The organism is Brachyspira pulli, from assembly GCF_036997785.1.
GTDB classification, from domain to species: domain Bacteria; phylum Spirochaetota; class Brachyspiria; order Brachyspirales; family Brachyspiraceae; genus Brachyspira; species Brachyspira pulli.
Map to the genome: position 1 here is coordinate 1 of NZ_JAWLQI010000043.1, position 11756 is coordinate 11756.

At 27.8% G+C, this 11756-nt stretch carries 10 protein-coding genes and 1 pseudogene; 7 read left to right on the forward strand and 4 right to left on the reverse strand.

Features of this window, described 5'->3' with window-relative positions:
- Together R4K56_RS09970 and R4K56_RS09975 are read left to right on the forward strand one after the other, a co-directional pair.
- Positions 1-544, forward strand: a 544-nt coding sequence (locus tag R4K56_RS09970) for an MBL fold metallo-hydrolase (protein ID WP_335786908.1), incomplete at its 5' end; no start/stop codon positions are given.
- Positions 545-711: 167 nt separating this feature from the next.
- A pseudogene (locus R4K56_RS09975) lies at positions 712-873 on the forward strand (MarR family transcriptional regulator); the annotation flags it as partial.
- A gap of 303 nt (positions 874-1176) precedes the next feature.
- Here the strand turns inward: R4K56_RS09975 and R4K56_RS09980 are convergent.
- The 4 genes from R4K56_RS09980 to R4K56_RS09995 form a co-directional block, all read right to left on the reverse strand.
- A complete protein-coding gene (locus R4K56_RS09980) occupies positions 1177-1764 on the reverse strand; it encodes a maltose acetyltransferase domain-containing protein (RefSeq protein WP_335769571.1) in 588 nt (195 codons plus the stop codon).
- Between the two features lie 89 nt (positions 1765-1853).
- Positions 1854-2696 carry a 3-hydroxyacyl-CoA dehydrogenase family protein gene (locus R4K56_RS09985; RefSeq protein WP_297298489.1) on the reverse strand — a complete coding sequence of 281 codons (843 nt, stop codon included), beginning with the start codon at positions 2694-2696 and terminating at the stop codon, positions 1854-1856.
- A 47-nt stretch (positions 2697-2743) separates the two neighbouring features.
- Entirely contained in the window at positions 2744-3520 is a 777-nt protein-coding gene (locus R4K56_RS09990) for an enoyl-CoA hydratase-related protein (protein ID WP_335769572.1), read from the reverse strand.
- A gap of 201 nt (positions 3521-3721) precedes the next feature.
- Positions 3722-4909, reverse strand: coding sequence for an acetyl-CoA C-acetyltransferase (locus tag R4K56_RS09995; protein WP_297298494.1), 1188 nt, complete (start codon positions 4907-4909; stop codon positions 3722-3724).
- Between the two features lie 249 nt (positions 4910-5158).
- Here R4K56_RS09995 and mutL point away from each other — a divergent pair, with 249 nt between their 5' ends.
- The 5 genes from mutL (at position 5159) to R4K56_RS10020 (ending at position 11752) form a co-directional block, all read left to right on the forward strand.
- Positions 5159-7015: a DNA mismatch repair endonuclease MutL gene (mutL, locus tag R4K56_RS10000; RefSeq protein WP_335772465.1), complete on the forward strand. Its 1857-nt coding sequence runs from the start codon at positions 5159-5161 to the stop codon at positions 7013-7015.
- Positions 7016-7550: 535 nt separating this feature from the next.
- Entirely contained in the window at positions 7551-8285 is a 735-nt protein-coding gene (locus tag R4K56_RS10005) for a uracil-DNA glycosylase (protein ID WP_335772466.1), read from the forward strand.
- Positions 8286-8468: 183 nt separating this feature from the next.
- The gene (locus R4K56_RS10010; protein WP_335772467.1) at positions 8469-9299 is read left to right on the forward strand and encodes a tetratricopeptide repeat protein; all 831 of its coding nucleotides are present in this window, start codon (positions 8469-8471) and stop codon (positions 9297-9299) included.
- Positions 9300-10047: 748 nt separating this feature from the next.
- On the forward strand, positions 10048-10848 hold the full coding sequence (locus R4K56_RS10015) for an ankyrin repeat domain-containing protein (protein WP_335772468.1): 801 nt from the start codon (positions 10048-10050) through the stop codon (positions 10846-10848).
- A 67-nt stretch (positions 10849-10915) separates the two neighbouring features.
- Positions 10916-11752: a hypothetical protein gene (locus R4K56_RS10020; RefSeq protein ID WP_335756574.1), complete on the forward strand. Its 837-nt coding sequence runs from the start codon at positions 10916-10918 to the stop codon at positions 11750-11752.
- Positions 11753-11756: the final 4 nt, after the last annotated feature.

Genomic DNA, 11756 nt, shown 5'->3' on the forward strand with positions numbered 1-11756 from the left:
AATATTAAGTCATGGTCATGGTGATCATTACGGCGGAGCTAATTATTTAAGAGAAAAATATGGTGCTAAGGTTGTACTTACAAAAACAGACACTGATTTAATGTACAATTTAAACACTGGAGCAAATTCTCCTCGTTCCCCAAAAACAAAAGTTGATATTTACTCAAAAGATAAAGATGTAATAAAACTTGGAGATATGAGTATAACTATATTAGAAACACCAGGTCATACTCCAGGATGTACTTCTTTTATATTTCCAGTAAAATATAAAAATAAAGAATATACTGCAGTACTTTGGGGAGGAACTGGACTTCCTAGAGAAAAAGATTTAATTGCTAAATACAAAACTTCTGCAGAATATTTCAAAAAAGAAGCTACAGCAAGAAATGCCTCAGTATCATTAACTGCACATTTATTCGCTGATAATGGATATGCTAATTTAGAAAAAGTTGCTAATTTGAAGGAAGGAGAACAAAATCCATTCATAATGTCAAAAGATTCTATGGAAAAATATCTTAATTCATTAATAGAAAGAGCTAAATAAAATAATATATCCCTTAACAAAAAAATAAATATATGCTATCATGATGAAAATTATGATAGCATTTTATTTTAGGAGAATTTATAATTAATACCAATATAGGATATGAAGTTTGCTACACAGCCAGAAAAATATACCAATATATCGGCAAACAAATAAATGAATTTAATATTACACCAGAACAATTAGTAGTAATCAAAGAACTACATAAAGAAGAAGGAATATCTCAAAAAGAACTTTCTATAAGACTTGATAAAGATCAAAATACAGTTAAAGCAATAATAGATAAGTTAGAAAAAAAATCTCTTGTAAAAAGAAATGAAAACAAATCAGACAAAAGAGCATTTTCATTATTTTTAACTGATAAAGCTAAAAACAACCTTATGGAAATAGAAGTTTATGAAAATAAAGTTGTAGAACAAATAACCAAAGGCATTGATAAAGAAAATGCTGATAAATTCATGTCTATATTAGAACAAATCAGAAAAAATATAGTAGAATAAATTCAGTTTGATATTTTAATTTTTTATAAATATCTAAGGGCTTTACATAATAAGAATACAAAATAGTATATAACTAAAGCCCTAATATAAAATTTTTAAATCATTTCATTTTAATAAACTAAAAATACAAAATCAAATTTCGTAATTTTTAAAATAGAATTTCTTATCCTTTTCATTTATTTCTCTTACCACTTTACAAGGATTGCCAAATGCTACAACATTACTAGGTATATCTTTAGTAACAATACTTCCAGCACCTATAACAGAATTCTTTCCAATTGTAACTCCCGGTAAAATAATAACTCCTGTACCAATCCATACATTATCCTCTATGTTAACAGGAAAAGTATACATCTTTGTTTTACGTAATTCTGGATCAACTGGGTGTCCAGTAGTTGTTATTGAAACATTAGGAGCTATAAGACAATATTTTCCAATATTAATAGTATAATCATCTACTAAATTTAAATTAGAATTAATATATGAATTATCCCCAATACTTACTTTATTTCCTCTGAGTAATGTAAGAGGCGGAACAATAATAACATTTTCTCCAATAGAACATAACATTTTTTTTAATATTTCTTTTCTTTTTTCTTCTTCTGAAGGTCTTGAGTGATTGAAATCATAAAGAAGTTCTCTTGTTATACGCTGTTCCTCAAAATATTCTTTTGTATCTTCCCATAGATAACCATTTTCCATTTTTTCTATTTCTGTCATAAAATAATCTCCAAATAAAAATACGAGAGGATATAAAAAATATAATCCTCCCGTATTAATTCTACTACTATAAATAAACTAAAACACTATTACTTTTTTGAATAATCGTAAAAGCCTTTACCAGTTTTCTGACCTAATAAACCGCCGCGAACCATTTTTTTAAGTAAAGCACTAGGTCTATACTTAGGATCGCCAGTTTCTTTTTGAAGAACTTCCATTATAGCTAAAACTATATCAAGTCCTATTAAATCTCCTAAAGCTAAAGGTCCCATTGGGTGATTAGCACCTAATTTCATAGCATTATCAATACCTTCAACAGAAGCTATACCCATAGAATATAAATCTATAGCTTCATTAATCATTGGTACCAATATTCTATTTACAACGAAACCAGCTGTTTCATTAACTTCTACAGGAGTTTTACCTATTTCTTCTGATATTTTAATAATTTTTTCAACTATTTCTCTAGGAGTGTTAATACCAGAAATAACTTCAACTAATTTCATAACAGGAGCAGGATTAAAGAAATGCATACCTACAACTGGTCTTCCTATTCCAGCAGCAATTTCTGTTATAGAAAGAGAAGAAGTATTTGATGAGAATATACAATCTGGTTTACAAATTTCATGTAATTCTTTGAAAGTTGTTTTTTTAACTTCTAAGTTTTCAAAAGCAGCTTCAACTATTAAATCAGCATCTTTACAAATATCTTTTAAACCTGTAGTAATTTTAGCTAAAATTTTATCAGCAGCAGCTTGTTCCATTTTACCTTTAGCTACTCTACCTTCAAAACTTTTAGCAATTCTTGCTTTACCATTAGCAGCAAATTCTTCTTTTATATCGCATAAATAAACTTCATAACCTTCTGTTTGAGCAAAAGCTTGTGCTATACCTGAACCCATAGCACCAGCACCAATTACACCTACTTTCATTTTTAACTCCTTTATTATTTATTATTGATAATAAAAATTGTTAATTATTATTTATTAACAAATTTTTCTACTTTTCTTTTTTCCAAGAAAGCTTTCATACCTTCTTTCTGATCTTCTGTTTCAAAACAATCGCCGAATAATTTTTCTTCTATAACTATAGCTTTGTCCATATCAACTTGTAAACCTTCATTGATAGCTTTTTTACAATTACGTACAGCAATAGGAGCTGCTGATGCTATAGCAGTAGCTAATTTTTCAGCTTGAGCCATAAGTTCAGCTTGAGGATAAACAGCATTAACAAGACCTATTCTTAAAGCCTCATCAGCTTTAATATTTTTAGCTGAATATATGATTTGCTTAGCCATACCTACACCAACTATTCTTGGAAGTCTTTGAGTACCGCCGAAACCTGGAGTAATACCAAGACCAACTTCAGGCTGACCAAATATAGCATTCTCAGAACAAATACGTATATCACAGCTCATAGCAATTTCACATCCGCCGCCTAAAGCAAAACCATTAACTGCAGCTATTACAGGTATAGGGAAAGTCTCTATTTTTCTAAATACATCATTACCTTTTTTACCGAATGCTTCTCCTTCTGCTTTAGTACAAGTACTCATTTGAGATATATCAGCACCAGCTACAAAAGATTTTTCGCCGGCACCAGTTAATATTAAACATCTTATATTATTAAGATCAACACTATCAAAAGTCTTTTCTATTTCATCTAAAACTTGAGAATTTAAGGCATTAAGAGCTTTTTCTCTGCTAATAGTAATAATACCAATCATGCCTTTTTCTTCATATTTAATGAATTCCATTTATTTCTCCTTCTTAAATTATTAACACTATAAATGAAAACCTATTCAATATAGAAAAAATTCAAATTTAAAATAATTATTCCATATAGCCTTCGCATTGGTAAAACAGAATGTAAAGGCTATATGAATCAAATAACCTTAAAATAATAAAGCTATTTCATTAAAATCAAACTCGTAACACACTTTTATAAAAAATAAGGATTATTGTCTTTCTACTATAGTAGCACAACCCATACCGCCGCCGATACAAAGAGTAGCAAGACCTCTCTTAGCATTTTTAGCTTCCATTTCATGGAGTAAAGTAACAAGTATTCTACATCCAGAAGCACCTACTGGGTGACCTAAAGCGATTGCACCGCCATTAGGGTTAAGTTGTTTTTCTACATCTATACCTAATTCTTTACCAACTGCTACAGACTGAGCAGCGAAAGCTTCATTAGATTCAATGATATCAAAATCTTTAATAGTTAAACCTGTTTTAGCCATAAGTTTTTTAGTAGCAGCAACTGGCCCTATACCCATAATTCTAGGTTCAACACCGCCTAAACCGCCAGCAATCCAAGTAGCCATAGGAGTAATTCCTAATTCTTTAGCTTTTTCTTCACTCATAACAACTACAGCAGCAGCACCGTCGTTAATACTTGAAGCATTACCAGCAGTTACCCTACCGCCGTCCGGTTTGAAAGCTGGTTTTAATTTAGCTAAAGTTTCTACAGTAGTGCCAGGTCTTGGGCCTTCATCTTTATCCACTACTACATCGCCTTTTTTAGTTTTTACTGTAACCGGTACTATTTCTTTATTGAAAGCACCTGATTCCTGAGCTTTTACAGCTTTTTGCTGAGAATTAGCAGCAAATGCATCTAATTCTTCACGAGTTAATTTCCAGTCATCACATATATTTTCTGCAGTAATTCCCATATGATAATTATTGAATGCATCCCAAAGAGCATCATTAACCATAGTATCTATTATAGTATCATTACCCATACGGTAACCGTAACGAGCTTTTTTCAAAGCATAAGGTGCTAATGACATATTTTCTGTACCGCCTGCAACTACTATATCAGCATTTCCAGCAGCTATCATATTAGCAGCCAAATTTACAGCATCAAGACCTGAACCGCAAACAACGTTTATTGTCATAGCAGGAACTTCTACTGGTAATCCTGCTTTTATAGAACATTGACGTGCTACGTTTTGTCCTAATGATGCTTGTATAACACAACCCATATATACCATATCAACTTGATCTGGTGAAACTTTAGCTCTATTTAAAGCTTCTTTTATAACTATCGAACCTAACTCAGCAGCAGGAACTGTACTTAAAGCTCCGCCCATACTTCCTATTGGTGTACGGCAAGCACTTGCTATCACTATTTTCCTAGACATATTTTAATCTCCAAATAATTATTAATTTTTTTCACATTTATAATTCAATATTGATGTGTTGCTTTTAGTATAGTACATTTTTTTTTTGAATTCAATTAAATATTGCATTTTTTTTATTATACCTAACTATAGTATACTTTACAACAAAATAATAATATATAATCTATATAATATAACTTCTATTACTTTTTATATCTTTTTACGATAATATATATTCAAAATATGAGTATAAAAAGAGAAAATAAGTATATGAACAAGAACATAATAAAGTTACCTCAATCTGTTGCAAACCGTATAGCTGCTGGTGAAGTTATAGAAAGACCTGCTTCTATGCTTAAAGAATTACTTGAAAATGCTGTTGATTCTGGGGCTTCAAATATAGAAGTATCCGTTGAAGAAGCTGGTATAAAATCAATGATTGTTGAAGATGATGGAAATGGAATACATTTTGATGAACTTCCTTTGGCTATCACACATCATGCTACAAGTAAAATTAATACTATAGAAGATTTAGATTCAATATATACTTTAGGCTTTAGAGGTGAGGCTTTGGCTTCTATATCAGATGTTACTAATTTAGAAATAGTATCAAAAAATATAGATGAAAGTAATGGAGGAAAAATTGTAGTTGAAGGCGGAAAAATCATAGAACATAAACCTGCTGCCGCTTCACAAGGTACAAAAGTAATAGCTAAAAATCTATTCTTTAATATTCCTGCAAGATATAAATTCTTAAAGCATATTTCAAGAGAATTTTTTCTTGTTAAAGAAGTTTTTGATATGGAAGCATTGGTACAGCCAAAAATTGCTATGAAATTAAAAAATAATGGTAAAGTCGTAAGTTCATATATAAAAGTAGATACTTTAAAAGAAAGAATAGAAAATTACATATCTGACAGCAATGTATTTAGAAATTTAGTAGAGATTGAAATAGAAAAAGAAGATGTAACAATTTATGGTTTATTTTCAAATTCTAAAATAAGTCAATCTATGAGAAAAAATAATTTCATATTCTTAAATAACAGACCTATAGAAAATAGAGTTTTATCTTATGCTATCAAAAATGCATATTCTAATGCCATACCTAAAGAAAGATATCCTTTTTTCTTCTTATACATAAATATAGACAGCAACAAAATAGATGTTAATGTTCACCCTAGTAAAAAAGAAGTAAGAATAAAAAATGAAAGAGAAATTTCAGGAATACTTTATAATGCAATAGCTAATAATATTAATGTAGGAAATACATTTGATTCTGTTAATATAGAAGTTGATCTTGATAAAGATATTACACCTACATTCCCTATTCAAAATAATAATAATAATAATAATAATAATAATAATAATAATATAGAAAATACTGCTTCAGAAACAAATTATATTTTAAATAACACATATCAAAACATTAATACATCAGATAACAATTATGTTAACAATGATATTGATACTCCAAACGATGATATAACACATAATAATGAAATCAGTTACAATAATACTAATCAATCAAATAATTATTATAATGAATTTGGTGAGTATATAAGAGCTATAGGACAGGTATTTTCTTCATATATAGTGGCAGAACGCGGTAATGAAATGTATATAATAGATCAGCATGCTGCTTATGAAAGATTAAATTATGAAAGAATATATAAAACTCTTATGTCAAAAAAAATAGAATATGAAAAACTCCTTATACCTTGTGAAATTGAGTACAGAGATTATGAAATTGATATTTTAAATGCATCAAAAGAATCAATAGAATCAATAGGAATAAAATTTGAAGCTAATTCAAAACATAGCATTATAATAGAAGATATACCAATATACATTCCTAGAAACCAAAAAATTGAAAAAATAATAAAAGACATTTTGGATATATATATTTCAAAGGGCGACAATAACAATTTAGAAAAAGTAATAAAACATACCTGCTCTACTATATCATGCAAATATTCTCCAAAGGCTGGAGATAAACTTTCAAACAGCGATATGCAGACATTGATTGATTTGCTTGAAGAAGAAAATATACTTACAAATTGTCCTCATGGAAGACCTTTTGTATTAAGGCTATCAAAAGAATATTTAGATAAGAAATTCTTTAGATAATACAATTTATTATTTTACTACTAATAAACTTATAAAAATAGCTTGTTAATTTATAATTAATTTAGTATATACCTAAACAACTATATTTTGTCAATTTTAGTTTTTTCAATTTTATTGCTTGTGGTGGCTTTGCCCCACCGCTCTGCGTACTTCGTAACACCCCCAGTTCTTTTGCGACCGCAGGGAGTGCCAGTGGTGTTGGCACAAAGAACCTATATCCTCGACAGGCTCGGATACGCTTTGCGAAAGACTGCATTTTTAGGATATATACTATATTTAATAGGAATGTTTTTAATATAAAGTTCTAGCAATTGCGTTTTTCGCTACTTTGACGAAGTCCGCAGAGCGTGTGCGACAAAAAAGTAGAGAAAATTTATATAAAGTGCATCGGTTGACAAACTTAAAAATTTTCAGTATATATCCATAATAATTAGTTTATAAATTACATAACAAATAAATAAAAAATTTTTAATAAATTCAATTTTATTATATAATCTTATATATGTTTTAAAAATAACATTTAGGATTTATTAATATGAACAAAATAGAAAAATATTTTTTACAGCAAAACCAATTAAAATTTTCAAGTATAGTTTGCAGTTCACATAATAAAAAAATAATATTAAAAAATCCAAAAAAATTAAAATCCAAAAAAGATAATAAGGATATAAATAAAATGAAAGAAATACATAATGAAGAATTAAAAAAAATATATAGTGAAGTTGAAAAATGTATGAAATGCGAGGCTTTATGTAACAGCAGATTAAATGTAGTATTCGGCAGAGGAGATGAAGAACCTGATATAGTATTTGTCGGAGAGGCACCGGGAGCTGACGAGGATAAACAAGGACTTCCATTCGTAGGCAGAGGCGGAAAACTTCTTGATAAATGGATTGAACAGCTTGGAATAAATAATAAAAAATATTACATAATGAATGCTTTGAAATGCAGACCTCCTGAAAACAGAGACCCTTTACCTGAGGAAAAATCAAATTGCAGAGATTATTTTGTAACTCAATTAAAAATACTTAATCCTAAAATAATATGTGCATTAGGACGTCATGGTTTTGGTAATTTAATAGATTTTGATTTAAAAACACCTTTCGGAAAAGCTAGAAATAAAGTACATTACTACAATAATAATGGAAAAGATGTGCCTGTAATAGCAACTTATCACCCTGCTTATATTTTAAGGAATCAAAAAGAGGAACAAAAAGTAATTGATGATTTGAATTTCATGTTAAGCGAATTAGAAAAGATAGAAAAATAATTAATATATACCCTAATTAACTATAATTATTTTTCTAAAAATATATTATAGACAATTATTTAAAAACATTTTAATTTTCAAATAAATATATTGATTAGGTAAAAAAATTAAACATACATAAAAAATGTTGATAATTATATACAAGATGATATAATCATAAATAGAATTTATTAGGAGATAATTATGAAAAAGGCTATATTAATTATACTATCATTAATTGTAATACAAAATAATGTCTATTCTAATCCAATTGTTGCAGGGGCAAAATGGGTAGGCAGCATTATAGCACCAATTATTGCAGAAAAAGGAATAAATACTATATCCTCCAAATTAGCCTCTAATGATAAAGATATAAAAAAACTAGAATCATATATTTCAGAAAGAAATGAAAAAGAAGCTTATAAATTACTAATAAAGCTAATTGCCGATAAAAAGATAGATGAAATATATATACCTATGTACTATCTTAGAATTGCTGATATAGCAGATAATTATTATGATACGATAAAATATTTAGATATAATTATAAATTCATATCCAAATTCTGAATATTTTAATGATGCCTATTATTTAAGATATCTTTACAGAGGTTTTATAGATTATGAAGAAGAAGAATACGATTCTGCTATAGAAAATTTTAAGACTGCTGCAAATTTAAATCCAAATAATGAATATAACTGGGCTTTATTAGGTAAAGCATATTTAGAAAATAAAGAATATAATAAAGCCATAGAAAGTATTGATAAAGCTGTTAAGTTAAATCCAAATGAAGAAGGTTACTGGAATTGGTTAGGAATAGCATATTTAGAAAATAAAGAATATAATAAAGCCATAGAAAGTTTAAAAAAAGCTATAAAATTAAATTCTAAAATTAGTGCATATTACAGAGCTTTGGGAGATGCATATAGAATGATTAATGATAAAGCACAAGCTAGAGAAGCTTATATGAAATCATTAGAGTTAAAACCTGATAATAGTAAAGCAAAAGAAGGACTTGAGCTTCTTAATAAATAGCTTTTTAATTAATATATTCAAAAATTTTTAAGTTTATCAACTGATACACTTATATATATGTTATCTCCTTTTTATCGCACACGCTCTGCGTACTTATGGAAATGTGTAATATAAATTTAGACTGCATCTTACATTTAATATATACTAAGAATTTTTAAGTTTGTCAACCGATACACTTTATATAGAATTATCAACTTTTTTGCCGCACACGCTCTGTGGACTTCGTCAAAGTTGCTGCCATACCTAAAGGGTACTCCCTTCGGTCGCGGCACGCAGAGCGAAAAACGCAATTGCCTAGAACTTTATATTTTAAAAATACTTATTAAATATAGGAATATCCTAAATTTATACTAATATGCAGTTGTTTTGGTTCTTTTATACCAATACAGAAAGGTACCTACTCGGTAAAAGAACTTGGGTATTGGGCAAAACCCCATATATTAATAAAAAGAAAATATAATTTTATTTTTGACAAAATATAGTTGTTTAGGTACATATAAAAATTATAAATTAATATATTACAATTTTATGAAAAACAAGTTTATTATGGAATAAATATAATAACAAAAAATTTTAGTAAAAACAAATGATAATTTTATATTGTTATAAACTACATATAGTATAAACTTATTATCGATTATTTTATTGATTAATTGAAATTAAATAAAAATGATATATATAATTAAATACTTCTAATCCAGTAACAGCTCAAAAAGTATGGTTTATTATAATAAGATAGGAGTTTCATTTGAAAAAATACTTTGTTTTAATATTAATAGTATATAATTTTCTATTTCCTAACTCATTCGATAATGTAGTTAATGCTCAATATAATAGTTATGAAAGAATAGAAAATTCAAATATACCTCAAAAACCAAGCATATTTGATTTTATTACTCATGACAATAAATTAACGTATATAATAGAAAATATTGATAGATATTTAGAAAATAATGGTGATATCAATGCCACAAACAGAGAAGGTAATACCCTATTAATGAAAGCTGTATCAATAGGCTATTATGATTTGGCTGATTATTTGATAGAAAAAAATGCTGATATAAGTATTACAAATAACAAAGGAGAAAATGCTCTTATACTTTCAGCTAATTATCCATATATATTAAACCTTCTTATAAATAATAACGCAGATATTAATGCAGTTGATAATAATGGAAAAACAGCACTTCATTATGCTTGCGAAGGAGGAGATTTATATTCAGTAAAACTTCTTATAAAAAGCGGTGCTGATATAAATAAAAGAGACATTTTAGGCAAAACTATGTTAATGTATGCCGTTGAAAATGAAAATTTTGATTTAATAAAATATCTAGTAGAAGATTTAAAAGTTGATATAAATGAAAAAGATGATTGGGGACAAAATGCCATATTTTATGCCACTAAGATAGAAATAGCCAGATATCTTATTTATAATGACATAAATTACAAAGAAGCTAATTCTATAGGTCTTCGTGCTTATGAAGTTATGAAATATAATGGATATATAAATGTATCTACATATTTGCAAAAATTAGAAAAAAGAAGATAATAGTATAAAAATACCTTTAAGTATTTTTTTTATAAACCGAGAATATTTACAGCATATTGGAGTTTATATGAATATTAAGGTTATTTTACTATTTGTTACTATAAATATGTTGCTTTTCGCTCAATATACATCAATAACTAATAATAATATATTAGTTAATACTGGTGAAGGAAGAGTTGATTATACTACATATACAATATATGCTGACGCTACAGCAGATTATTTGACAGATACACGCTTGCATCCGGAAGCATTATTAATATTACAGCAGCAAGCAGAAGAAGAAACTATAAAAACACTATATGATACTTTAGGAAATATTCCAATAAATAGTGAAGATACTATCTATAGTATAATAGAAGAAAATAGAGTGTTGAAAGAAAAAGTTGTAAGTTCTATAAATAATGCCAGATTAGTTGGCATATCTTATCCTACAAGAACAAGTGTAAAAGTTCTTATGGCTTTAGACATAACTACAAATAATTTAATGTATGATTTAGTAAACAATATCAACGAATATAAACCAGAACCTGTAATAACATATTTTGATACAGGTACTGATTATGATAGTCTTGTAATAGATGCTAGAAATATAGGATTTACTCCATCATTATTCCCTACTGTGTATGATGAAGATGGTAACGAAATATACAATATAGCATACATAAATAAAACTGTTGCTGCTACTAATGGATATATTACCTACTCCACAAATTCTTATCTAACAAACGGAAATATCACTAATATAGTAGGTGAAAAACCATATAATATAGTAGCTTGGAGAGCAAGAGGCAGACTTTCAAGTGATTTAGTAATAGGAAATGAAGATGCTAGTATCATTATGAGCAGTACAAATCTTAAAAATGCTATAAAAAATTGCAAAGTAGTATTGATTATTGATTAATTTT

Bases quoted from the DNA above. Each gene is read 5' to 3' on its own strand.
- R4K56_RS09980 (WP_335769571.1), bottom strand. From the start codon at position 1,764: ATGACAGAAATAGAAAAAATGGAAAATGGTTATCTATGGGAAGATACA.
- R4K56_RS09985 (WP_297298489.1), bottom strand. From the start codon at position 2,696: ATGAAAGTAGGTGTAATTGGTGCTGGTGCTATGGGTTCAGGTATAGCA.
- R4K56_RS09990 (WP_335769572.1), bottom strand. From the start codon at position 3,520: ATGGAATTCATTAAATATGAAGAAAAAGGCATGATTGGTATTATTACT.
- R4K56_RS09995 (WP_297298494.1), bottom strand. From the start codon at position 4,909: ATGTCTAGGAAAATAGTGATAGCAAGTGCTTGCCGTACACCAATAGGA.
- mutL (WP_335772465.1), top strand. From the start codon at position 5,159: ATGAACAAGAACATAATAAAGTTACCTCAATCTGTTGCAAACCGTATA.
- R4K56_RS10005 (WP_335772466.1), top strand. From the start codon at position 7,551: ATGAACAAAATAGAAAAATATTTTTTACAGCAAAACCAATTAAAATTT.
- R4K56_RS10010 (WP_335772467.1), top strand. From the start codon at position 8,469: ATGAAAAAGGCTATATTAATTATACTATCATTAATTGTAATACAAAAT.
- R4K56_RS10020 (WP_335756574.1), top strand. From the start codon at position 10,916: ATGAATATTAAGGTTATTTTACTATTTGTTACTATAAATATGTTGCTT.